Raw genomic sequence first — 23,741 nt, forward strand, 5'->3', positions numbered from 1 at the left:
ACTATTCTTGACTATCATCATTGAAAAAGCGGCGCTATCGCGCTCCAAACAATTAGCGATACCATTCGCCATGGACTTCAAGCAGATCAACGCATTCGTCTGGGTGGCTGAGCTTGGCAGTTTTCGTGCCGCGGCGGAAAAGCTGCACACCACGCAACCCACGATTTCCCAGCGCATTGCCGCGCTGGAATCGTCCATGAATGTGCGCCTGTTCGAACGCGGCGCACGCGGCATCCGCCTGACGGAAAAAGGCCAGGAGCTGCTGTCGCACGCCCGGCGCATGCTGGAACTGCGCAACGACATGTACCGCGTGGCCCGCAAGCGCGATGCCATACGCGGCACCTTGCGGCTGGGGAGCTCCGAAACGCTCGTGCATACTTGGCTGCACTATCTCATTGATGCGCTGCACCATCGTTATCCCGCGCTCACGGTGGACATCCAGGTGGATACCACCCACGTCCTGCGCAGTCAGTTGGCATCGCATCAGATCGACCTGGCCTTTGTCGTCGGGCCCAGCCAGGATCCGCGCGAACGTCATATGCACCTGTGCGACTACGATCTGGCCTGGATTGCCAGCCCAGGACTGAAAATGCACGGGCGGCGCGTAACCGTCGCGGAGCTCGGACACTATCCCGTCATCACCTATCCCGCGGTCAGCCTACCCTATCAATCCACCAAGGCGCTGCTGCTGGAAGCCGGCGTCAAGGCACCGCGGCTATATGGGAGCGCCTCCCTCAGCACCATTGTGCACATGACGCGGCGCGGCATAGGCCCCAGCGTCATCGCGCCCGCGGTCATTACCGAGGAAGTCGAGGAAGGGAAGCTGTGCCTGCTTGACGTCGATCGCACACCCGCAGCGCTGGGCTTCTATGCATGCTGGGTGGATTGTCCCGACAGTCATACCCTGCGTACCGTCGCCACCCTCGCCCAGCGCATAGCACGGCGCGCAGGCCTGCCTGCCACCTTGACGGAGCAGCCATAAGCATTGCTTATCGCCCCGGATGCAAACATACAATTGGACAGTGCTTGCGGTATAGGCTGGAATAGCAGCAAGGGCGGGCCCCGCCTGTCATGCACGGATCAGCAGAGGGATTTCATGGCGGAATACCTTGACGCGCAGCACATGCTCAGCGCCGAAGCAGCGCGATGCAGAAGCGCCATACGCACGGGACAGCATGCCGGACCCACAGCCGGCCTGGCGCCGGGATGCGTACAAGCCAATCTGATGATATTGCCGCAGGCGCTGGCCGACGAGTTCCTGCTCTTTTGCCAACGCAATCCCAAGCCCTGCCCCCTGCTTGCGGTGACACGGCCCGGCCAGACCGATGTACCCGCGCTGGGTGCGGACATCGACATCCGCAGCGATATCCCCCGGTATCGCGTATGGCGCAATGGAGAATTGATTGCGGAACCGCTTGGCCTGCATGAATTCTGGCGCGACGATCTGGTGTCCTTTCTCATCGGCTGTTCGTTCTCGTTCGAGGAAGCCCTGCTCGCCGACGGCCTCGAAATCCGCCATATCAGCCAGGGCTGCAACGTGCCGATGTACCGGAGCACCATTCCCACCACGGGCACCGGCCGCCTGAGCGGTCCACTGGTGGTATCCATGCGTCCCTTTTGCGCCGCGGACACAATCCGCGCAATCCAGATCACAAGCCGTTTTCCTGCTGTGCACGGCGCCCCCGTGCATCTGGGCGACCCCGCCCTCATCGGCATAGCGGACCTGGGCCAGCCCGACTACGGCGATCCCGTCCCGCTACGGGAGGGCGACATCCCCGTTTTCTGGGCGTGCGGCGTTACGCCCCAGTCCATTATCCAGCATGTACGCCCCGAGTTCAGCATTACCCACGCGCCAGGCCATATGTTGATTACCGACCTGAGCAACAGCCGGCTTGCCATGCTCTGACACATCCAGGCAAGCCGACCCACCCTGTAGGAGGAGATAAGCATGATGCAAACCAAGAACATTCTGCTGCCCATTCTGACTGCGGCCGCGCTTGCCGCCGGCACCTGCGCCGCGGCACAGGAAGTGGTGCCAGGATTGCCCAAAACCGAGCTGCAGGTCGTGGGCGGACTCAGCAACCTGACCGCATACCGCAACTTCGAGAAGCCGTTCTGGACCGAAACCGTGCCCAAACTGTCCGAGGGGCAGGTCACGGCAACCATCAAGGGCTTCAATGAAATGGGGCTGAAGGGTCCCGAGATCATGCGTCTGATCAGTCAGGGCGTGGTGCCGATAGGCACGGCCACGCTGGCCTATTTCGCCAGCGACAACGCCATCAACGAGGCGATCGATCTGGCCGGCGTTTCACCGGACGTCAAGACCGCGCGCCAGGTCACCGACGCATTCGCCCCCATCTATGCCAAATACTATGCCAAGCAGAATGTGAAGGTGCTGGGCTTTTCCACCTACCCGGCACAGGTGCTGTTCTGCAACGCGCCTATCAAGGGACTGGCGGATGTCCAAGGCAAGAAAGTGCGCACCAGCAGCCGTACAACGGCTGAATTCGTGCAGGCGCTGGGAGGCACGAGCGTGACGCTGCCTTTCGGCGAAGTCGTGCCCGCCTTGCAGAACGGCGTTGTCGACTGCGCCATCAGCGGCTCCATGTCGGGTTACTCCGCCAAGTGGTATGAGGTGGCCACGCATCTTCTGGCCCTGCCCATCAACTGGAACCAGCAGATCCATGCGGCCAACATGGATTACTGGAACAAGATCGATCCCAAGGTGCAGTCCTTCCTGCTAAAGAACATTGCGGCCATGACAGACGCCATTTGGGACGATGCGGCCAAGGCCACGCAGCAAGGGTATGACTGCAACTCGGGCGCCGACGCATGCACGCTGGCGGAAAAGGGCCACATGACGCTGGTTGAGCCCAGCGATGCGGATCGCGCTCTGCTCAAGAAAGTCACTGCGGAAGTCGTCGTCCCCAAATGGGCGCAGCGGTGCTCGGCGGAATGCGTCAAGGACTTCAATGAAACCATAGGCAAGACGCTGGGCATCACGGCCAGCAAATAGGCCGTTTCCGTCCGGCAGCACCCGCATGGGCTGCCGGGCGAGCCCGATTCCGCCACTCTGCTCCGGAGGCCGACCATGGCAACAGACTCCATTCGGGCATCGCTGCTTGATCGCCTGCTGCATACCGCCAACACGCTGTCGCGCTGGGCGATCTGGGTTGCGGGCGCGCTGACACTGATCATGGCGCTGTATATCGTCGCCGACATCTTCATACGCAAGTTCACCGCCTACTCGTTGGGCTCCGACGAGCTCTCGGGCTATGCCTTCGCCATCAGCATCTCATGGGCGCTGGCCTTTGCCACCCTGCAGCGCGCCAATATCCGCATCGATGCGCTATACCAGGTGCTGCCCGTGCGCTTGTGCGCCATCCTGGACTGGATCGCGCTGGTTGGCCTGGCCGTCTTCATTGCCTATCTGACCCGCTATGCGGTCAACGTGGCCCACACTTCGTGGACACGTGACGCCACCGCCAACACAGTACTGGCCACGCCCCTCTGGATACCCCAATACATCTGGGCGGCGGGGCTGATATGGCTGTGCATCGTACTGGCGCTTATGCTGCTGCGCGCCAGCACCGCCCTGGTTCGCGGCGACATGGCGGGTATCCGGACGGTATGCGGTATGCGTACTGCACAGGAGGAAGCGCGCGAGGAGGCCGAGGCCGGCGCGCGGATGGCGCGCGGAGAGGCATCATGATTGCGTCCAGCCTCATTCTGCTTCTCGTACTACTGGGCATCAGCATCCCGGTGGGCGCCGCGCTGGGCGTGCTGGGCCTGGTGCTGGAACCGCTGTACTCCATGCTGCCCCTTTCGCGCGCTATTGGCGAGGTGTCCTGGGGCACCAGCAATGAATTCCTGCTGGTGGCGATACCGCTGTTCGTCATGCTGGGGGAAATCCTGTTGCGCTCGGGTCTGGCCGAACGAATGTACAACGCCATGAGCATGTGGCTGTCGTGGCTGCCGGGCGGCCTCATGCACGCCAACATCGGCGCCAGTGCCCTTTTTGCGGCAACGTCCGGCTCCAGCGTGGCCACAGCCGCCACCGTCGGCACCGTGGCCATTCCCCAGATAGAAAAAAAGGGCTACAACGAGCCGCTGTTCCTGGGCAGCCTGGCTGCGGGCGGTACGCTGGGCATACTGATTCCGCCCTCCATCAATCTGATCATTTATGGTGTGCTGACCAATACATCCGTCCCGCGACTCTATCTGGCGGGCATCCTCCCAGGGCTGCTCACGGCGCTGCTGTTCATCATCGCCATCGTACTGGCCTGCGTGGCCAGACCCGCCTGGGGCGGCGAGCGTACGCGAGCAAGCTGGCGGCAACGACTCGGCAGTCTGGTGCATCTGCTGCCGCCGCTCTTCATTTTCCTGCTGGTCGTGGGCTCCATCTATGCCGGACTGGCCACGCCGACCGAAGCAGCCGCGCTGGGTGTCGTCGGCGCGCTGATTCTTGCCGCATGCACGGGGCGCCTGACGCCGGCCATGCTGCGCGAGGTATTCGAGGGCACCATGAAGGCCACCGCCATGATCATGCTCATTGTCATCGGCGCAGCCTTCCTTAACTTCATCATGGCCGGCATCGGCCTTACCAGCGCCCTCACCAACGCCATCTCGGGGCTGAACGTTCCGCCTGCCATCATGCTGCTGATCCTGGTTCTGTTTTATCTGGTGCTGGGCTGCTTCATGGAAACACTCTCCATGATGATCACCACCATACCCATCGTGGCACCCATCATGATAGGGCTGGGCTACGACCCTGTATGGCTGGGCATCATCATCATCATTCTGGTCGAGACCGCGCTCATTACACCGCCCGTGGGACTGAACCTGTTTGTCGTGCAGAGCCTGCGCACGCACGGCAGCATGAATGCGGTGATGATCGGCAGCCTTCCTTTCGTCATCATGCTGCTGGTCATGGTGGGCATCCTGTCGCTCGCGCCAGGCCTGGCCCTGTGGCTGCCCGGGGCCTTCGGCTGACCCGCGCCGATCCAGCCTCCCTTCAACTTTGTCCGGACTCTGCCATGAAGCTCTCTTTTTCACTCAGCGCCGCCACAGGAACCCAGCCATCCCGGATAGACGTGGATATCGACAACTGCATCATCGCCGGCTGGGCGGGGCGCGATCGCGAGGCTATTGAACATCACATAGACGAGCTGGCCGACCTTGGCGTGGCGCGACCGAGCAGTGTGCCGCTGTTTTATCGCGTTGCCGCCAATCAGCTTTGCCAACAGGATCGGGTACAGGTTGTGGGCGATGCCTCGTCGGGCGAGGCAGAGGCGTTTCTGTTCGCGCATCAAGACAGGCTGTTCGTCAGTCTGGCATCCGACCACACCGACCGCAAGCTGGAAGCGCACAGCGTCGCGCTGTCCAAGCAGGTGTGCGTGAAGCCCGTGGCGCGCGACGCATGGACCTACGACAGCGTTGCCGACCACTGGGATGCATTGGTGCTGCGCGCCTGGATAGAAGAGAACGGCAACACCGTGCTGTACCAGGAGGGCGACATGGCGCAGCTGCTCGCGCCCCTGGATCTCGCGCGCAGCCATTTCGACAGGGAGATGCTGCCCGACGGATACGGCATGACCTGCGGCACCGTTGCCGCGCTCGGCGGCATCCGCGCAGCGCGCGGCTTCATCATGGAACTGCACGACCCCGTCATGGATCGCCGCATCCGCCATCGCTATACTCTGGACATCCTGCCCGAGGTTGCCTGACGGGACAACTCTTTTCCTTTTTCGACATGCTGCCTACTCTTTTCGAACTGCAAGCCGCCCTCGCGTCCGGCGCCACGACATCCCTCGCACTCACAGAGGCGGCGCTCTCCCGCGCCGAAGCGCCCGACGGACAAGGGTCTTTCGTCTTCACGCGTGTCTATCGCGAACAGGCTCTCGCCGCCGCAAAGGCTTCCGATATCCTGCGGGCGGCGGGCATCGTGCGTTCGGCACTGGAAGGCCTGCCTGTGTCGATCAAGGATCTATTTGATGTTGCCGGGGAAACCACATTGTCCGGCTCCGCAGTCCTGCGCGATGCACCGCCGGCGACCGCCAATGCACCCGCCGTCCAGCGGCTTATCAATGCAGGCGCCATCATCACCGGCAAAACCAATATGACCGAGTTCGCCTTTTCGGGACTGGGCATCAATCCGCACTACGGCACGCCAAGCAGCCCCTGGAACCGCGCCGAGGGCCGGATACCTGGCGGCTCGTCATCGGGCGCCGGTGTCTCCGTGGCCGACGGCATGTCGGTGGTATCCATAGGCTCCGACACGGGCGGTTCCATCCGCATTCCTTCGGCCTTCTGTGGACTGACGGGCTTTAAGCCCACCGCCCGGCGGATCCCCACGCGGGGCGCGCTGCCGCTGTCCAAGACGCTGGACTCCATCGGCCCCTTGGCGGCGTCGGTGGCCTGCTGCGCGGCGGTTGATGCAATCCTGGCCGGCGCCGACATGGACGCCGCCGACAGCCAGGCGGCAGGCCCGCATCTCGCCGTTCCCGCGGGCCGCTTGCGGCTGGCCGTACCCTCAACCGTGGTTCTGGACGGAGCGGACGACGCCGTGAGGAAGGCATTTGACTCAGCGCTGGCGCAATTGCGTACAGCAGGTGCGCAAATCGACATGATGCCGCTGCCCGAATTCACCCAACTGGCCGATATCAACGCCAAGGGCGGATTCGTGTGCGCCGAAGCCTGGGCCTGGCATAAGACGTTGCTCACACAGCGCGGAGACGAATACGACCCACGCGTCGCATCACGCATGCTGCGCGGCCGGGACATGACGGCAGCCGATTACATCGAGTTGCTCGAGATACGGCCGCGCTGGATAGCGGCTGTGGAACAACGACTGCAGGGCTATGACGCCCTGCTGATGCCCACCGTGCCCATTGTTGCGCCGCGCATCGAAACGCTTCGGGTATCGAATGAAGCCTATTTCCGCGCCAACGCCCTTATCCTGCGCAATCCGACACTGATCAATTTCCTGGACGGCTGCGCCTTGTCGCTGCCCTGCCACAGGCCCGGTCAGGCGCCAGTAGGCCTGATGGTGGCCGGCCCTGCGCTGCGCGATGCGCACATACTGCGGGTGGGAGCGGGCATCGAAGAGGCCCTGCGGCCCCTGCGGACTTAATACTGGACCGTGTACAGCAATTGCAGGACGTTCAATCCCGGATTGGGATGCTTGATGCCTGCGTTCGAAAAGTGCGACAGGCGCACGCCGATGCGGCTGTTGTCCGTGATATATGCGCCCACCCCGATATGATCGCCGAACTGGAAGGCCGTGCTCATCTCCTTGCCCGCAAAGCTTGCATGCGAGAATACCGTGGCGCCGGCGCCCGCCTCCAGGTAATAACGATCATTGAAGGTCCAGCGCAGAAATGGAATGGCATTCAACTGCCAGACGGCTGCGGGAGAGCGCGAGCCATCCGCATGCCAGTAGGCCACGCCCAGTTCGCCCACCAGATCCAGGCGGCTGCCGCCCGAAAAGGTATAGGACCATACGGGCGGCGTTTCCCAGGCTAACTCCAGTCGCTGGTAATGCGAGCCCGCGCCCGCCCGCACACTGAGAACCCCGCTGTCTGGCTCCGCGCCCATCGCGGATCCTGCCGTCGTGGCAAGCAGCAGAGAAGCGACCATTAAGACAGCATTTCCTGATATAAACGACGATAACTTGCTATTTTTCATTCAAGTTCTGCTCACGAAATCGAGTCGAAAGAGTGTAGCAGGAGTTGGGACGCTTTGATGGTTCCCTGAAGGCAACATGAAGTACGACATACAGACACTGAAAGCCTTCCATGCGGTGGCCCGGGAGGGGTCGATCGCGCGCGCTGCGGAAAAGACCCATCTTGTCGCTTCCGCCATCAGCAAGCGCATCGCCGACCTGGAGGCCGGCACTGGCACCGAGCTGCTGTACCGCCACCGCCGCGGAGTCACCCTCACGCTGGCCGGCGCCGAGCTTCTGCGCCATGCAGAACGCGTTCTGCAGGAGCTGGCAAGCCTGGACGGCGCGCTGAGCAATTACGCCAACGGCGTGAAGGGGCAGGTTCGGCTCGTGGCAAATACATCGGCCGTCGTGCAGTTCCTCCCGTACGATCTGTCGGGCTTTCTGAAAAACCATCCCACGATCAAGATTGACCTGGAGGAACACACAAGCGACGAAGTGCAACGCATGGTGACCGCCGGCGAGGCGGATCTGGGCATTCTGGCCCCCCAGCGCCCCCTGGATGGCCTGGACGGCTGCCTTTACCGTGTGGACCAGCTCATGGTCATCATGCCGCGCGGACACCCGCTGGCTCGAAGAAAAACTCTTCGTTTTGCACAAACGCTGGCTTATGACTATGTCGGCCTGCCGCGCGGCACATCGCTGTCCAATGTCATGGCGAAGGCAGCTGCCGACCTGAACCAGCCCCTGAAGCTGCGCATTCAGGCCACCAGCTTCGACGGCCTGCGCCGCATGGCGGCCCAGGGCCTGGGCATAGGCATTTTGCCCAAGGGCAGTGTCGAGGCCTTTCTCGACACAGAGGGCCTGGAGGCGCGTGTGCTGGACGAAGCTTGGGCCCACCGCGATCTCGTGCTGATCAGCCGGCCGGCAAGCGAGCTGCCGAAGCTGACGCGCCTGCTGAGAAACCATCTGGCCGGCCAGGCACAGGCTTCCGTCTAGCAGCCATCGCCAATCGCGATGCCTGGCTTTCCAAAGCATTGCTTCACAGACCGCCCCGCTCTTCCTATGATGGAGCCCTCTGGTGCCGGACAACGCCATCGTCCGGCCGCAACAATGCTAATGGAGCCTTCATGAATCAAAGACCGCTGGACGGCGTGCGCGTCGTCGAAATGGGCAGCCTGATAGCCGGTCCCTTTGCCGCCAAGACGCTGGGCGACTTCGGTGCCGATGTCATCAAGATCGAACCGCCGGGCGCCGGCGATCCCTTGCGATCATGGCGCACGCGGGATGGCGAGACATCCATGTGGTGGCATGTGCAGGCCCGCAACAAGCAGTCGGTTGCACTTGATTTACGTCAGCCGGAAGGCCAGGAGATAGCGCGCAAGCTGATGCTGGAAGCCGATGTGGTCATTGAGAACTTCCGGCCCGGCACTTTGGAAAAATGGGGTATGGACTACGACTCGCTCAGCCGCGACAATCCAGGCCTGATCATGCTGCGTATATCCGGCTACGGGCAGAGCGGGCCCATGCGGGACTTGCCTGGCTACGGTGTTGTGGCCGAAGCCATGGGAGGGCTGCGCTACATCACCGGCGAACCGGGCAAGGCGCCCGTTCGGCCCGGCATAAGCATCGGCGACTCGCTCTCGGCGCTGCACGGCGTCATCGGCATCATGATGGCGCTTTATCATCGGCTGGCCCACGGCGGTCAGGGCCAGGTCGTGGATGTGGCGCTGTACGAGTCTGTTTTCAACATGATGGAAGGCGCTGTGCCCGAGTTCGACCGTATGGGCGCCATCCGCGAGCCGGCGGGCAGCGCCATACAGGGCATTGCGCCTACCAACGCCTATCCGAGCGCAGACGGGCGGTACTTTCTCATCGCTGGCAATGGCGACAGCATTTTCAAACGCCTCATGACGCTGATTGGCCGCGAGGATCTTGCCAACGATCCGGAGTTGGCGCGTAATCCGGGGCGCGTGAGCAACATGGCGCGCATCGATGAGGCCATTGCGGCCTGGACACGCACGCGCACCATGGAAGAGGCGCTCACGGCATTGGCCCAGGCCGGCGTGCCGGCAGGCAAAATCTTCTCGGTGAAGGATATCGTCGACAATGAGCAATATCTGGCGCGCGACATGATACGCAGCATCACGCTCGACGATGGTTCAACCCTCAAGGTGCCGGGCGTGGTGCCCAAGCTAAGTGCCACGCCCGGCGGATTCAATGGCGGCGGCCCGCTGCTGGGCCAGCATACCGAGTCGGTGCTGCGCAAACTGGGCTACGACGGCCAGGATATCGCCCGGCTGAAACAATCGGAGGTAATTTGATGAATATGAGCAAGGCTTCCCCCCAACTCCCCGTTGCGGGCCAGATGCCGCGCCGGGTCTATATCAACGATGTGTCCATGCGCGACGGCCTGCAGATCGAGCCCATCTTTGTTCCCACGGAACGCAAGATTGCCCTGATCAACAATATCAGCCGCACCGGCGTTGCCAAGATCGAAACCACATCGTTCACTTCTCCCAAGGCCATCCCGGCCCTGCGCGATGCCGAAGACGTCATGAAAGGCATAGAACGTGCGCCCGGCGTACAGTACGTGGTGCTGGTGCCCAACATGCGCGGCGCCGAACGAGCCCTGGCCTGCGATGTCGATGAAATCAATCTGGTCATGTCTGCCAGCGAAACCCACAACCTCGCCAATCTCCGGATGACAAGATCGCAGTCCATGCGGGAACTGGCCCGCATCATCGCGCATGCCGGCGGGCGGGTCGCCACCAATGTTTCCATTTCCACCTGCTTTGGCTGCCCCATGGAGGGCGAGGTCGACCCGCAGGAGGTGTTGCGCCTGGGCGACTTCTTTGCCGACCATGGTGCAAGCGGCATCTCGCTGGCTGATACAACCGGCATGGCCAATCCCGCCCAGGTCTTGCAATTGTGCTCGGGCCTTGCTCAGCGCTGGCCAGACATGGCGCTGACGCTGCATTTTCACAATACGCGCGGTATGGGGCTGGCCAACGTCATGGCGGGGCTGTCCACGGGCATCGTGCGCTACGACGCCTCGCTGGCAGGCCTGGGCGGCTGCCCCTTCGCCCCCGGCGCCACCGGCAATATCTGCACGGAAGATCTGGCGCACATGCTGGAAAGCATGGGCATTGACACCGGCATCGATCTGGATCGCCTTATTTTCTGTGCCCACGAGATGGCCGAGACAGTAGGCCACGACGTACCCGGCCAGGTCATGAAAGCTGGGCGTTGGAACAAGCGCTTCCCCTGCCCGCCCGATCTGGAACAGGTGCGTGAACGCGCGCTGAGCCGCGACGCGGCCTGACGGACCCAGCGCGGGCTCAACCGCCCGCTACCGCGCGATGCATGCAGTTACGCTTTTTTTCACTCGATTCGCCAAATGCTCTGTCTCGGAAATATACTTATATTTATATGTTATTAAGATTTTTCCGCGCGGCATGCATACGCTGCCCGCGTCGCACGCAGGAGTATCACATGGCACAGACATCAGGGTTACGCCGCATGCTCGTACCGGGGCTTGCGGCCTTGGGCATCGCAGCCTGTAGCATGCCGGCCGCGGCCGGCGACACATCGGCGGGGCAGAAGCTTGCCGCCTCGGGCGCGGACGGTGTGGTCGCGTGTGCCACCTGCCATGGCGCACAGGGTCAGGGCATGGCGGCAGCGGGCTTTCCTTATCTGGCGGGTCAAGGCGCAGCCTACCTGGCCGAGCAGCTTCACCACTTTGCCTCGGGCAGCCGCGGCAATGCCGTCATGGCGCCCATCGCCAAGGCGCTGAGCGACCAGCAGATCGCCGATGTCACCGCCTACTATGCGCAATTGCCCGCGGCATTCGACACCAAAACGCTGGCGGGCCATGCAGATCCCTACCCGACGAAGGATGCCGGCGCCTGGCTGGCCAACCGGGGCGACTGGGACAATGATATTCCCGCTTGCGTCCAATGCCATGGCCCAGGCGGCGTAGGCGTGGGGACACAGTTCCCCGCGCTGGCTGGACAGTCCGCCAATTATCTGAAAGCCCAGCTGTCCGCCTGGAAGGAAGGCAAACGGGATCCCGGTCCTCTGGATCTGATGGGCGACATTGCCAAACGCATGAGCGATGCTCAGATCACCGCTGTGGCTGACTATTTCGCCGGCCTGCCCGACGCCGTCCAAGGCCAGGCCACCGCAACGCAAGGAGGGGCAAAATGAAATCCGCATCCACCCATCTGCGCCTTTCCCTGTTTGCCTTAGCCGCGCTCGCGTTCAGCGGCCCAGCCGCGCTGGCGCAATCTGCGGCGGCGCCCAATCCCAGTACTGGGACCAGCGCATCTCCCACCGCCTTCACGCCTGCACCGGCCGATACCATACCGGACAATGAATTCGGCGAAATGGTCAAGAAAGGCCAGCGCATCTTTCTACATACGGGCGAATACGCGTCAGACTATGTGGGCAACTCGCTCAATTGCGTCAGCTGCCATCTGGATGCGGGACGGCGCAAGAACGCTTCCCCGATGTGGGCGGCTTACGTCCTGTACCCCGCCTACCGGTCCAAGAACAAGCACGTGAATACACTGGCCGAACGACTGCAAGGCTGTTTCCAATACAGCATGAACGGTAAGGCGCCTCCTGCGGACAGCGAAACCATCGTGGCGCTGCAAAGCTATATGTACTGGATGGCGAAAGGTGCACCGACCGGCGTCAAGCTGGACGGCCAGGGCTATCCCAGGTTGCCCGAGCCGCCCCAGAAGCCTGACTACGTGCGGGGACAGCAAGTGTTCGAGCAGAACTGCGCGTTGTGCCATGGCGCAAATGGCGAAGGCCAACATGTGAACGGAAAGATGGTGTTCCCCGCCCTATGGGGCGACGACTCTTTCAACTGGGGCGCAGGCATGCACAGTGTGGCCACCGCGGCGGCCTTCATCAAGGCCAACATGCCGCTGGGCAAGGGCGGGACGCTATCGGACCAGCAGGCCTGGGATGTGGCGCAATACATGGATAGTCATGACCGCCCGCAGGATCCGCGCTTCAAGGGATCGTTGGAAGAAACCCGCCAGCAGCACCATGGCGGTGAACACGATATGTACGGCACAACAGTCAATGGCAAGATGCTGGGTGCGGATTCCACGCCCTCGGGCGGCAAGCTGTCGGGCCAGAAGCAGAGCGAAGCGTCCTGACACTTCGTCCATGGGCGCCGGTACGGCGCCCATGCGGCTTTTGCCCGCAGGTCCGCATGGCAGTACAGTGTTGGCTTGAACATACTTCGCCAGGACGCGGAACATGACGACGCTTGATGACGACCGCATCGATCTGGGAGCCTATTTTTCGCGGATAGGCTACAGCGGTTCGCATGAAGCGAGCGTGGACACCCTGGCCGCCATTCAGGCGCGACACATGGCCTGCATCCCGTTTGAAAACCTCGATCCGCTGCTGGGCCGGCCCGTGCGGCTCGACCTGCCTTCACTGGCACACAAGCTGGTGCACAGTCGTCGCGGCGGCTACTGCTTCGAGCAGAACCTGCTGTTCTCGCACGTAATCGGACGCCTGGGAATCGAACACATAGGCCTTGCGGCGCGCGTCCTGTGGAACCAGCCCGCCGATGAGGATCGTCCCCGCTCGCATATGCTTCTGCTTGCGACGCTGGACGGCGTGGCCTATATCGCCGATGTCGGCTTCGGAGGCCACTGCCCCAGCGCCCCCCTGCGCCTTGATTCGGAGGCCCCGCAGCAAACCCCTCACGGCAACTATCGCCTCAGGCGCGATGGTGCAGACTACACACTGTTGATCAATATCGACAACGCGTGGCGCCCGGTCTATCGCTTCGATCTGTGCCCCCAACTGCCCGTCGATTACGTGGCAGCCAATTATTATCTTTCCACCAGCGACGACTCTCATTTCCGCCATGGGCTGTACGCCGCGCTGGCAACGCCCGGGGAACGCCGCGCGCTGCTCGGGCATCGGTATACGGTGCGCAAGGACGACGGATCAAGCGCCAGGCGCGACCTGTCTGACGCAGACGAAATCGCCGCGGTGCTGCGCGAGGAGTTCGGCATTGCTGTGCCGGACATGGCATGCTTGCGCGCCGTGGTCGCCCATGGAATTTGAACAGGCGGCAGGCGGCACGGGTCGGCCTGGCAGCCGCCAACGCGCGTCCCCGCCGTATTTCTTCGGCCCCTGGGTTGTCCGCTCAGCGTTTGTTCTGGCGTTCTTTGGCTGGGGCGTGGGCGTCTACGGACCCGCCATCTATCTGTCAGAAGTATTGCAGCGCACGGGCTGGCCGCTGACGCTCGTATCGTCCGCCCTCACCGTGCATTATCTGGCCGGCGCCATGGTCATCGCCATGCTGCCGCGCACATACAGGCGCATCGGCCTGCCCTGGGCTACATTCCTGGGCGCGGCGTGCATGATGACGGGCGCCATGGGCTGGGCCTTGGCTGCCCATCCCTGGCAACTGTTTGCAGGCGCAGCGCTCAGCGGCGCAGGATGGGTGTGCCTAGGGTCGGTGGCCATCAACGCCATTGTGTCGCCCTGGTTCGACCGCGGACGTCCCCGGGCCCTGGCAGCCGCCTATAACGGCGGCAGCATGGGTGGGGTTGTTTTCTCGCCATTGTGGGTGGCGCTCATCACCGCCTTCGGCTTTGCCGGCGCGGTGGGCGTCGTGGGTGCGGTCACGCTGCTGGTCACAGGACTGCTCGCACGCCTGGTGTTCTCACGCACGCCCGAAAATACAGGCCAGCGCGCGGATGGCGACGTGGAGCCGGCTCGCTTGAGCGCGGCAAGCACCGTTGCGCCGGGTGCGGTGCATGCGCCGCTGAGCCGGAACCGCGCCTTCATTACACTGGCTGCCGCCATGGCGATCAGCATGTTCGCACAGATGGGGCTGACGGCACATTTGTTCAACATACTCGGACCCGTGCTGGGCGCCCAGAATACCGGCCTGCTGCTGGGTTGCAGCACGGCTTGCGCCATGCTTGGCCGCCTTGCGGCGGCGCGCGCCATGTCGCATGTCGCGGAACGGCGCAAGGTGGGCGCCGCCAGCTACGCCGTGCAGGCAGCGGGCGCCATCTGCCTGCTGCTGGCGGGCACGGAGCATATTGCCCTCATTGTTATCGGCGTGCTGCTCGTCGGATCAGGCGTCGGCAACAGCAACACCATCCCGCCTCTCATTGCCCAGGCCGATTTCGCCTCCGCGCAGGTTGCGCGCGTCGTTGCCCTGATCATCGCCATCTCGCAAGGCTCCTATGCCTTCGCACCGGCTGCCTTCGGCATGCTGCAAAGCATGGCGGCCGGCACCCATGGCGAAACACCCGCTGTCTTCTTCATGGCTGTGGCGGGGTTGCTGCTGTTTGCGGCAATCTTGCTTCTGATCGGCCGCAAGCAATAACCCTCCATCATCCAGGTGACACCCGCATGTATCTGCCTACCCACTTCGAAGAATCCCGTCCCGACGTCCTGCATGCCCTCATTGCCCACCATCCCTTTGGCATGTTGGTGACACATGGCGCGCAAGGGCTGGATGCCAACCATATACCCTTCGAGTTTGATCCCGGAACCGGCACCTGTGGAACCCTGCACGCGCACGTGGCGCGCGCCAACCCAGTCTGGCAGGACGTCGCCGATGGCGATGAAGTGCTGGTGGTCTTCCGGGCGGAGCATGGCTACATCTCGCCCAACTGGTATCCCAGCAAACACGAGACGCATCGCCAGGTGCCCACCTGGAACTATAGGGTGGTTCATGCCCATGGAACCATTCGCGTGCGGGACGACGAACGCTATGTGCGCGGCGTCGTGGCCCGGCTGACCCGAAAGCATGAAGCCAGCCAGCCCGTTCCCTGGAAAATGGGGGATGCGCCGGCCAGCTATCTCGACGACATGCTCAAGGCCATCGTCGGCCTGGAGATCGCCGTTTCCCGGATTGAAGGCAAGTTCAAATTGAGCCAGAACAAGGACGCGCGAGACCGACGCGGTGCGGCGAAAGCCCTGCTTGCCCAGGGTGCGGCGGCGCTGGGCACAGCCATGATGGACGAACCGCAGGCCTGATCCAGCCCGAGCAGCGCTGCGGCAAGCCTCAGGCGCCTGCCCCGATCGGCACGACGACCCGTCCGCGCACCTGCCCATCGATCAACCTGCCTGCGGCGGGAATCACCGCATCCAGCGCCAGATCGTGCACCACATCGCCCAGCTTGCCGAGATCGAGATCGGCCGCAAGACGGCGCCAGGCCTCAAGCCGGTCGGATTTGGGACACATGACACTGTCCACGCCCGCCAGCGTCACCCCGCGCAGAATGAAAGGCGCAACCGTTGCCGGCAATCCCATGCCGGCGGCAAGCCCGCAGGCGGCCACCGTGCCCCGATACTTGATGCCGGCCAGCACATTGGCCAGCACCTGCCCGCCTGCCACATCCACCGCGCCCGCCCAGCGCTCCTTGGCCAAGGGCTTACCTTTCTCGGCGAACTCGGCCCGCTCAAGGACCTGCGACGCCCCCAGGGCACGCAGATACTCGGCCTCCTGGGGCCTGCCGGTGACCGCGGCAACGCTGTAGCCCAGCTTGGCCAGGATGGCCACCGCCACGCTGCCCACGCCGCCAGCCGCGCCCGTAACCAGGATGTCGCCCTGGTCGGGCGTCACGCCATGGCGTTCCAGCGCCATGACGCACAGCATGGCCGTGTATCCCGCCGTGCCTATTCCCATGGCCTGCCGCAGTGTGATGGGCGCTTGCAGCGGCACCAGCCAGTCGCCCTTCACGCTTGCAAGTTCCGCCAAACCGCCCCAATGCTTCTCACCCACGCCCCAGCCATTCAGCACCACCGCATCACCCGGTTTGTAGTCCGGATGGCTGGACTGCTCGACGGTGCCGGAGAAATCGATGCCGGGCACCATGGGATAGCTGCGCACAATGGGTGACTTGCCTGTGATGGCCAGCGCATCCTTGTAGTTGAGCGTGGAATACGCCACGCGCACCGTGACATCGCCCTCTGGCAGCTCGGCCTCGTTCACCTCGGCCAGCCGCACCTGCTGCGCATCATTCTGCTTATCTATCAGTATTGCCTTGAACACCTGTGCCTCCTGTGTGGCCTGCGCCGCGCTCCGGCGGCGCGCCCTTGCGTTGAACCATTGCAGACGCCTTCACGCCAAGCAATGCAAAAAAGCCGTCCGCGAAGATATCCAGCGGCTCGGCGCTGCGTTCCAGTTTGGCGCGCAGAACCGCCCCCTCCCAACCTATCCAGAAGTACGCCGCCAACTGCGTGCAGTCGGCGTCCCGGGACACCTCCCCCGCTTGGCGAGCCGCTTCCAGGCAGCGTGCCGTGCGGGTCTGCCAATCGGCAAACACAGCCACGAGACGCGCCCGGTACGGCTCGGGCAAGACCGCCATTTCCTGGCCGAGGTTGCCCACCAGGCAGCCGCGTCTGTAATCGTGGCGTGCCATGCCGGCTTTTGCCTCCTCGACGAAATCGCGCAGGCGCTGCAGCGGCGTGCGGTGCTCGTCGGCGAGACAGGCGTCGAGCTTATGCGCAAAATACGCGGCATAGGCGTCGATCAGCACCTCACCAAATGCCTGCTTGCTTGCGAAGTAGTGATAGAACGAGCCCTTGGGAACGCCCACGGCCCGCAGGATTTCATCGATGCCCACCGAAGAAAAGCCTTTTTCCGTGAGAAGGGCGACGCCCGTGCGCACCAGAGCCGCGCGCGCGTCTCCGTGGGCGGATGTGGGGCCTGGAGGCCGGCCCCGCCTACGGGCCGGCCGAACCGCATTCATCGTGGTCATGGCCCATTATGCAATATATTAGACCGATCGTCTATTTTAATTATGAGGCCTATTGCGTGTCCGCTTCCGCCATGCTCAGAGCTCATCGCCGCCACAGCGGCGCACTGCGGCCAGCAGAAAATCCCGCATGGCCACCACCCGCTCGCTGTCGCGCAAGTCCCTGTGATACACCACCCATAGGTCCCTGGCACAGACTATCTGATCCGGCTCGACACGCTTGAGCCGAGGATCGTCGTCGCCAATCGATACGGGCAGCACTGCAAGGCCCACTCCGCTTCGCGCAGCCATGGCCATGACATTCATGCTATTGGTCAGCAGCACGGCCCGCGAGCCCGCAAAAGTGCTGGCGGTCCAACGGGCCATGGGTACCTGGGCCAGCGGCTCGCTCCAATTCAGGTGCGGCAGCGCCCGCCAGCCGCCTTCCCCAATGTCCGTGTCCGCGGCCACATACGCAGCAAAGGCCATGGCGCCCGCGTGATGCGCGATGTAGTCGCCTTCCTCTTCGCGCGAAGGCGCCGTCATGCGCAATCCGATGTCCGCATCACGCCGGGACAGGTTCGCCAGGTTGTAACCCGTCAGCAACTCCACCCTGAGCCCAGGATGTTGCCGCACAAAGTCGGACAACCGCGGCGCCAGCCAGTTCACAGCCACGGCTTCCGAAGTGGCCACGCGCACGGTGCCCACCCACCGGCCTGAAGCGCCCGCATCGGTCTGCCTTGCGAAGCCCAGCATGGCCTGCTCTACGGGGCGGGCAGACTCCAGCAATCGCTCACCCTCGTCAGTCAGTACGTATCCAGTCTGGCGCCGCAGAAACAGGACCGAGCCCACGGCGTGTTCGAAGGCATCGATGCGCCGCGACACGGTGGCCGGCGTCACACCCAATATCTGTGCCGCCGGCGTCAAGCCACCTTCGGCGGCCACCGCCAGGAAGTAGCGGATGTCATTCCAGTCAAACTCTTGTTTATTTTTCATAAATTAAAAATGATTTTGTATTTTGTTCCATATATTTATCTTTTATTAAAAACAATAATACGCCAGAACCGTTCACCAAGGACTGCAATGAAAAACCGCAATGTATATCTGGCGCTGGTACTCAGCACATTCTTCTGGGGCGCCAATTTCAACCTGGGCGAGTATGTGGTCCGGACGACCGATCCGCTCAGCGCCGCAGCTTGGCGCTTCCTGATTGCCGGCCTGGCCATGGCGGCCTACATGCTGCTGCGCGAAGGCATAGACTGGGCTGGGTTGCGCCGCAACGCACTGCCGCTGGCCATCATGGCCGTGATCGGCATCTTTGGCTTCAACGTCGCGTTCTTCTTCGGACTGCAGACGACCTCCGCCGTCAATGGCGCCCTCATCATGACACTGAACCCCACAATCACGGTCATACTGACCGCCCTGGTCATAGGCGACGCCATTTCCTGGCGCCAGATACTGGGCCTCGCCCTCAGCATGGCGGGGGTCATCATCGTGGTGACCGGCGGGTCGGTCACGGCGCTGCTTCAACATTTTCACTTTACCGGCGGGGACGGCCTCATTCTCGTGGGCAACCTGTGCTGGGCGACCTACGGCGTCATTGGCAAACGCTGGATCAAAAACCTGTCCGCCATGCAGACAACCACCAGCACCATGCTGGTGGGCGCGGCAGCCATGATTGCAGCTGGTCTCGTCGCCCACGGCGGCACACTGCCGCTGCCGGCCCCAGACAGCATCGGCGCGCTGGCCGCCATGGCGCTGTTCGGCACTGTCCTGGCCTACCTCTGGTGGAACAACGGCATCCGGCATATCGGGCCCGCGCGCACGGCAGTATTCTTCGACCTAGTGCCTATTTTCACCATGCTTATCGCCATCGCCCTGGGACAGCCTGTATCACTGGCGCAATGGGTGGGTGCGATACTGGTCATCTCGGGCGTGCTGTTTTCTTCTGGCGCGCTGGAAAGCCTGCACAGAAGCCCAGCGCCGGCCCGCGCCTGATCAAGCGCAGGCAATCCCGCCCGGCTCGTTACCGCAGCCGGCTTATTCCTCGGCCGCCAGATGCGCATACCGCCGGAACACTTCCTCGGTCACCGGCTGCATGCGGTGGCCACGCCGCTCGAGCATGCCGATGCTGCGCGTTGCCGACGACAGGGCGCCGGGCAGCGACAACGTGCGCAAGCCCTCCTGGTCGTGCCACCGCCGGGTATGCAGCAGCGGCAGTATCGTGATGCCGACCCCGTGGCGCACCAGATCCAGCACCTGCTCTATGGCGTTGAGTTCCAGGAAATCATCCGGCGCCACCCCCATCTTCCTCAACATGCGGTCGATCTGGGCGCCCGTATGCTGGCTACGATCAAACCGAAGGAAATGATGTGTGCGCAGCAGCCGCAGAGGATCGTCATCGCGCATGCCGGCCGACGTAATCAGGCGTATGGGCTCGCGGTACAGCATGCGCCAGGTGCTTCCAGGCGGTTTTTTCCCCGTACCCACGACCATGGCCGCATCAATATCACCCATTTCAATCTTGTGGCTGAGTTCGCTGGATTTCCCCGAGACCAGTCGGATGGACAGATCCGGGTGCTCACTTTTCAGTTGAGCCACCACGCGCGCCAGCGTGCTCATGCACGACACGATCGCCCCCATGGAGAGGCTGCCTACCAGCAAGCCGGGCGCGGCGCGAGGAAGGCGAATACGATCGTACAGGGCCAGCAGCTGCTGGATCTCCGGCAATAGCGTCGTACCCGCGGCATTCAGCGTTGCCAGCCTCCCGCTGCGATCAAACAGCGATCGACCGAATTCGGTTTCCAGCGCGCGCATCTGCAGGCTGACCGCCGCCTGGCTCAGTGCCACGTGCTCAGCCGCCTCGGAAAAGGAGCCATGGCGTGCAACCGCCACAAACGTACGCAGAAAGCGTATGGAACTCATGAGAAAAACTTATGAATGGAATTAAAAAGACAAATTGATTTTATAGCCCAACAATAGTAGCGTATAGGCCCCTCTTACAAATCGAGCGGCTGGCTTTGCCGCGCAGTGCTCCCGGAGCAGAATCTGATGAAGACCTTCAACTGGGCCAACCCCTATCCCACCGCCCGCACGCCTGTATTCGCCCGCAATGTCGTGTCCACATCGCATCCGCTGGCCGCCCAGGCCGGCTTGCGTATCCTGCTCAAGGGCGGCAATGCTGTTGATGCGGCCATCGCTGCGGCGGCCACGATCGTCCAGGTGGAGCCTGTTTCCTGCGGCCTGGGAGGCGACTGCTTTGCCATTCTGTGGGACGGCAAGAAGCTTCACGGCCTGAACTCATCCGGCCCGGCTCCGGCCGCCTGGAACGTGGATTACTTCAAGGGTAAATACGGCACCGACAGCAACGGCCTGGCCATCCAGCCCAAGCGGGGCTGGGATTCCGCCACCGTCCCTGGCGTTGTGGCCGGCTGGGCCGCCTTGCACGAAAAGTTCGGCAAGCTGCCATTTGCCGATCTGTTCGAGCCGGCAATAGAAGTCGCTGAACGGGGCTATGCTGTACCGCCCATTGTCGCGGGCAAATGGGCCACCGCGGCGGCAGAGTTGAAGGACCAGCCGGGCTATGCCGATGCCTTCATGCCCAATGGTCGCGCACCTGAAATCGGCGACCTGTTTCGCCTGAAGGGCGTGGCCAATACGCTCAAGCGCATAGCGGAAAGCCACGGGCGCGATTTCTACGAAGGCGAGCTGGCCGAAAAGATCGTCGCCTTCAGCAAGCAGGGCGGCGGCGCGCTGACCATGGATGATCTGCGCAACTTCAAACCCGAATGGGTCGAACCCATCGCCAAGAACTACCACGGCTACACCCTGCATGAAATCCCTCCGAACGGCCAGGGCATCGCCGCCCTCATGGCGCTGGGCATCGTCGAGCATTTCGATCTGCAGAACATGAAGGTCGATTCCGTTGCATCACAGCATATTCAGATCGAGGCCATGAAGCTGGCTTTTGCCGATCTGTACCGCTATGCGTCGGATCAGCGCACCATGAACATCACGCCCTCCCAGATGCTGGACGATGGCTATCTGGCAAGCCGCGCCAAGCTCATCCGGCTGGACAAAGCCATCCATCATGAGGCAGGCCGACCGCATGCCGGAGGCACCATATACCTGACGGCCGCCGACGAAAACGGCATGATGATCTCCTTCATCCAGTCCAACTACATGGGCTTCGGCTCTGGCGTCGTGGTGCCCGACACCGGCATCAGCATCCAGAACCGAGGCGTCGGCTTCTCCATGGATCCGCAATCGCCCAATGTCGTGGAAGGCGGAAAGCGCCCGTTCCATACGATCATCCCTGGTTTCCTGACCCGCGATGGCAAACCAGTCATGAGTTTTGGCGTCATGGGCGGCGACATGCAGCCGCAGGGCCACCTGCAGACTGTGATACGCATGATCGACTATCATCAAAACCCGCAGGCCGCATGCTGCGCGCCACGCTGGAAGGTAAACCGCGATTTCACGCTGGATATAGAGCCGAACATGCAGACGGAAACGGTCGAAGGCCTGAAGGCGCTGGGACACCAGATGAAATCGGTATACGACCCCTACATGGACTTTGGCGCGGGGCAGTTCATCTGGCGCCTGTCCGAGAACAATTCCGACCATGGCTATGTGGCGGCCAGCGACAGCCGTCGAGACGGCCAGGCGGTCGGCTTCTGATCACGCAGCAAGCGCTCGCCACGTATATCGCGGGCGCATCATAATAAGCAGCCAACAGGCAGTCCCTTAAGGAGAAGACGCTTGAAAAAACTACCCTTGCTCATGGCAGGCCTACTGCTGGGCGCCGCCGCGGCGTCCAGCTACGCGCAAACCCTGCGCATCGGACTTCAGGACGATCCCGATACGCTGGACCCGGCGCGCGCGCGCACCTATGTGTCGCGCATCGTCTTTACCTCGCTGTGCAACAAGCTGGTCGATATCGACGCCAAGCTGAAGTTCGTGCCGCAACTGGCCACATCATGGTCCTGGAGCGATGACGCCAAGACGCTGACCATGAAGCTGCGCGATGATGTCGTGTTCCATGACGGCAGCAAATTCGACGCGGCAGCCGCCAAGGCCAATCTGGACCGTGCCATGACGCTCAAGAGCAGCCAGCGCAAGAGCGAGCTTGCTTCGGTGGAAAGCGTCGATGCGCCCGATCCGGCGACGCTGGTCATTCATGTCAAGCAGCCCGATGCCACACTGCTGGCCCAGCTGTCGGATCGCGCCGGCATGATGCTGTCGCCCAAGACATTCGCGGGCGAAGACAGCGAATCGAGCATCGGCCGCCATCCTGTCTGCTCAGGCCCCTACAAGTTCGTGAAACGCATCCAGAACGACCGGATAGAGCTCGAGAAATTCGACAAATACTACGACGCCAAGGACTTTCACTTCGACAAGCTTGTGTTCCTGTACATTCCGGACACCACAGTGCGGCTGCAAAACCTGCGTTCCGGCGGCATAGACATTCTTGAACGACTCAACCCAACCGATGTCAAGCAGGTCAAGGCCGATGACGGCCTGATACTCATGCCCGTCACGGGGCTTGGTTACCGTCAGTTCACCTTCAACGTGAACAACGGCCCCAAGGCGAAAACCAATCCGTTTGCCAACAAGCTTGTTCGCCAGGCATTCCAGCTGACCATAGACCGCGCCGCCATAGACCAGGTCATCGGCGGCGGCCTCTTCACGGCGGCACAGCAGCCTTTCCCGGAAGCCAGCCCATATTTCAGCGACAAGTTTCCGGTGGTCAAACCCGATATCGCCAAGGCGAAAGCGCTGTTGAAGCAGGCCGGCATGTCCACCGTCCAGGCTGAGCTCGTATTCGCTAACAACACCGTAGAGTCCTCCACCGCACAGATGGTGCAGGCCATGGCCAGCCAAGCCGGGTTCCAGCTCAGCCTGCGCCCCATGGAATATGCGGCAATGCTGGCTGACGATGCCAAGGGCAATTTCCAGATCGACATGCGTGGCTGGTCCGGTCGCGTCGATCCGGATGGCAACATTTTCAACTTCGTTACCTGCAAGGGCGCGCTGAACGACAGCCGATACTGCAACGAGGAAGTCGACAAGTTGCTCAAGCAGGCGCGCACCGTGCCGGACGAAACAAAGCGCAAGGCGATCTACGAGCAAGCGCTGACGATTCTGCAGGACGATCTGCCACGCATGTTCACCTACTACCAGCCCTGGCTGTTCGCAACAACCAAGCAGGTGCATGGCCTCACGCCCTACCCTGACGGCATGATCCGCCTCAAAGGCGTAACATTGTCGAAGTAACCGGGGTTACACCCAAACGCGGGCGCCGCGGCACACAGCCGCGACGCCCGCGAGGTGTTCAA

At 62.5% G+C, this 23,741-nt stretch carries 23 protein-coding genes; 18 read left to right on the top strand and 5 right to left on the bottom strand.

Features of this window, described 5'->3' with window-relative positions; genetic code table 11:
* Positions 1 to 70 precede the first annotated feature (70 nt).
* The 7 genes from ERD78_RS11055 (at position 71) to ERD78_RS11085 (ending at position 7,132) form a co-directional block, all read left to right on the top strand.
* The gene (locus ERD78_RS11055) at positions 71 to 982 is read left to right on the top strand and encodes a LysR family transcriptional regulator (RefSeq protein ID WP_129969354.1); all 912 of its coding nucleotides are present in this window, start codon (positions 71 to 73) and stop codon (positions 980 to 982) included.
* A gap of 114 nt (positions 983 to 1,096) precedes the next feature.
* A complete protein-coding gene (locus ERD78_RS11060) occupies positions 1,097 to 1,906 on the top strand; it encodes a putative hydro-lyase (RefSeq protein ID WP_129969355.1) in 810 nt (269 codons plus the stop codon).
* Positions 1,907 to 1,948: 42 nt separating this feature from the next.
* A complete protein-coding gene (locus tag ERD78_RS11065; protein WP_245152437.1) occupies positions 1,949 to 3,016 on the top strand; it encodes a TRAP transporter substrate-binding protein in 1,068 nt (355 codons plus the stop codon).
* A gap of 75 nt (positions 3,017 to 3,091) precedes the next feature.
* Positions 3,092 to 3,712 carry a TRAP transporter small permease subunit gene (locus ERD78_RS11070; protein ID WP_129969356.1) on the top strand — a complete coding sequence of 207 codons (621 nt, stop codon included), beginning with the start codon at positions 3,092 to 3,094 and terminating at the stop codon, positions 3,710 to 3,712.
* Positions 3,709 to 4,992 (top strand): TRAP transporter large permease, encoded by a 1,284-nt coding sequence (locus ERD78_RS11075; protein WP_129969357.1) that lies wholly within the window; start codon positions 3,709 to 3,711, stop codon positions 4,990 to 4,992. The genes ERD78_RS11070 and ERD78_RS11075 overlap by 4 nt, the downstream gene beginning before the upstream one ends.
* Before the next feature lie 44 nt (positions 4,993 to 5,036).
* On the top strand, positions 5,037 to 5,726 hold the full coding sequence (locus tag ERD78_RS11080) for a DUF2848 domain-containing protein (RefSeq protein WP_129969358.1): 690 nt from the start codon (positions 5,037 to 5,039) through the stop codon (positions 5,724 to 5,726).
* A gap of 26 nt (positions 5,727 to 5,752) precedes the next feature.
* Positions 5,753 to 7,132 (top strand): amidase, encoded by a 1,380-nt coding sequence (locus ERD78_RS11085; RefSeq protein WP_129969359.1) that lies wholly within the window; start codon positions 5,753 to 5,755, stop codon positions 7,130 to 7,132.
* On the opposite strand, the gene ERD78_RS11090 is transcribed toward ERD78_RS11085, so the two are convergent.
* A complete protein-coding gene (locus tag ERD78_RS11090; RefSeq protein ID WP_245152438.1) occupies positions 7,129 to 7,638 on the bottom strand; it encodes an acyloxyacyl hydrolase in 510 nt (169 codons plus the stop codon). The two genes, ERD78_RS11085 and ERD78_RS11090, sit on opposite strands and share 4 nt — an antisense overlap.
* Positions 7,639 to 7,762: 124 nt before the next feature.
* Between ERD78_RS11090 and ERD78_RS11095 the strand changes: the two genes are divergently transcribed.
* The 8 genes from ERD78_RS11095 to ERD78_RS11130 all read left to right on the top strand — a co-directional run bounded on the left by ERD78_RS11095 (position 7,763) and on the right by ERD78_RS11130 (position 15,700).
* Positions 7,763 to 8,662 (top strand): LysR family transcriptional regulator, encoded by a 900-nt coding sequence (locus ERD78_RS11095; protein WP_129969361.1) that lies wholly within the window; start codon positions 7,763 to 7,765, stop codon positions 8,660 to 8,662.
* A 131-nt stretch (positions 8,663 to 8,793) separates the two neighbouring features.
* Positions 8,794 to 9,987, top strand: a complete 1,194-nt coding sequence (locus ERD78_RS11100) for a CaiB/BaiF CoA transferase family protein (protein WP_129969362.1) — start codon at positions 8,794 to 8,796, stop codon at positions 9,985 to 9,987.
* A 5-nt stretch (positions 9,988 to 9,992) separates the two neighbouring features.
* Positions 9,993 to 10,988 carry a hydroxymethylglutaryl-CoA lyase gene (locus ERD78_RS11105; protein ID WP_245152439.1) on the top strand — a complete coding sequence of 332 codons (996 nt, stop codon included), beginning with the start codon at positions 9,993 to 9,995 and terminating at the stop codon, positions 10,986 to 10,988.
* A 170-nt stretch (positions 10,989 to 11,158) separates the two neighbouring features.
* Positions 11,159 to 11,872, top strand: coding sequence for a c-type cytochrome (locus tag ERD78_RS11110; RefSeq protein WP_245152440.1), 714 nt, complete (start codon positions 11,159 to 11,161; stop codon positions 11,870 to 11,872).
* Positions 11,869 to 12,837: a c-type cytochrome gene (locus ERD78_RS11115; protein ID WP_129969363.1), complete on the top strand. Its 969-nt coding sequence runs from the start codon at positions 11,869 to 11,871 to the stop codon at positions 12,835 to 12,837. Before ERD78_RS11110 ends, ERD78_RS11115 begins: the two co-directional genes overlap by 4 nt.
* A gap of 103 nt (positions 12,838 to 12,940) precedes the next feature.
* Positions 12,941 to 13,765, top strand: a complete 825-nt coding sequence (locus ERD78_RS11120) for an arylamine N-acetyltransferase family protein (protein WP_129969364.1) — start codon at positions 12,941 to 12,943, stop codon at positions 13,763 to 13,765.
* Positions 13,755 to 15,044 carry an MFS transporter gene (locus ERD78_RS11125; RefSeq protein WP_129969365.1) on the top strand — a complete coding sequence of 430 codons (1,290 nt, stop codon included), beginning with the start codon at positions 13,755 to 13,757 and terminating at the stop codon, positions 15,042 to 15,044. Before ERD78_RS11120 ends, ERD78_RS11125 begins: the two co-directional genes overlap by 11 nt.
* Positions 15,045 to 15,070: 26 nt before the next feature.
* A complete protein-coding gene (locus ERD78_RS11130) occupies positions 15,071 to 15,700 on the top strand; it encodes an FMN-binding negative transcriptional regulator (RefSeq protein ID WP_129969366.1) in 630 nt (209 codons plus the stop codon).
* 28 nt (positions 15,701 to 15,728) lie between these two features.
* Here the strand turns inward: ERD78_RS11130 and acuI are convergent, their stop codons facing one another.
* From acuI to ERD78_RS11145, 3 genes are all read right to left on the bottom strand, one after another.
* Entirely contained in the window at positions 15,729 to 16,718 is a 990-nt protein-coding gene (acuI, locus tag ERD78_RS11135; protein WP_129969367.1) for an acrylyl-CoA reductase (NADPH), read from the bottom strand.
* The gene (gene acuR, locus ERD78_RS11140; RefSeq protein WP_209019988.1) at positions 16,693 to 17,418 is read right to left on the bottom strand and encodes an acrylate utilization transcriptional regulator AcuR; all 726 of its coding nucleotides are present in this window, start codon (positions 17,416 to 17,418) and stop codon (positions 16,693 to 16,695) included. Before acuR ends, acuI begins: the two co-directional genes overlap by 26 nt.
* An 84-nt stretch (positions 17,419 to 17,502) precedes the next feature.
* Positions 17,503 to 18,399: a LysR family transcriptional regulator gene (locus tag ERD78_RS11145; protein ID WP_129969369.1), complete on the bottom strand. Its 897-nt coding sequence runs from the start codon at positions 18,397 to 18,399 to the stop codon at positions 17,503 to 17,505.
* Between the two features lie 87 nt (positions 18,400 to 18,486).
* Between ERD78_RS11145 and ERD78_RS11150 the strand changes: the two genes are divergently transcribed.
* Positions 18,487 to 19,401, top strand: a complete 915-nt coding sequence (locus ERD78_RS11150) for a DMT family transporter (protein ID WP_167668914.1) — start codon at positions 18,487 to 18,489, stop codon at positions 19,399 to 19,401.
* A gap of 42 nt (positions 19,402 to 19,443) precedes the next feature.
* Here ERD78_RS11150 and ERD78_RS11155 read toward each other — a convergent pair whose 3' ends face one another.
* Positions 19,444 to 20,328: a LysR family transcriptional regulator gene (locus ERD78_RS11155; protein ID WP_129969371.1), complete on the bottom strand. Its 885-nt coding sequence runs from the start codon at positions 20,326 to 20,328 to the stop codon at positions 19,444 to 19,446.
* A 126-nt stretch (positions 20,329 to 20,454) separates the two neighbouring features.
* Between ERD78_RS11155 and ERD78_RS11160 the strand changes: the two genes are divergently transcribed.
* Both ERD78_RS11160 and ERD78_RS11165 read left to right on the top strand, forming a co-directional pair.
* Positions 20,455 to 22,083 carry a gamma-glutamyltransferase family protein gene (locus ERD78_RS11160; RefSeq protein WP_129969372.1) on the top strand — a complete coding sequence of 543 codons (1,629 nt, stop codon included), beginning with the start codon at positions 20,455 to 20,457 and terminating at the stop codon, positions 22,081 to 22,083.
* Between the two features lie 102 nt (positions 22,084 to 22,185).
* Positions 22,186 to 23,679 carry an ABC transporter substrate-binding protein gene (locus ERD78_RS11165; RefSeq protein ID WP_129969704.1) on the top strand — a complete coding sequence of 498 codons (1,494 nt, stop codon included), beginning with the start codon at positions 22,186 to 22,188 and terminating at the stop codon, positions 23,677 to 23,679.
* The last annotated feature ends 62 nt before the right edge of the window (positions 23,680 to 23,741 follow it).

Source organism: Allopusillimonas soli (genome assembly GCF_004153445.1).
GTDB lineage: Bacteria > Pseudomonadota > Gammaproteobacteria > Burkholderiales > Burkholderiaceae_B > Allopusillimonas > Allopusillimonas soli.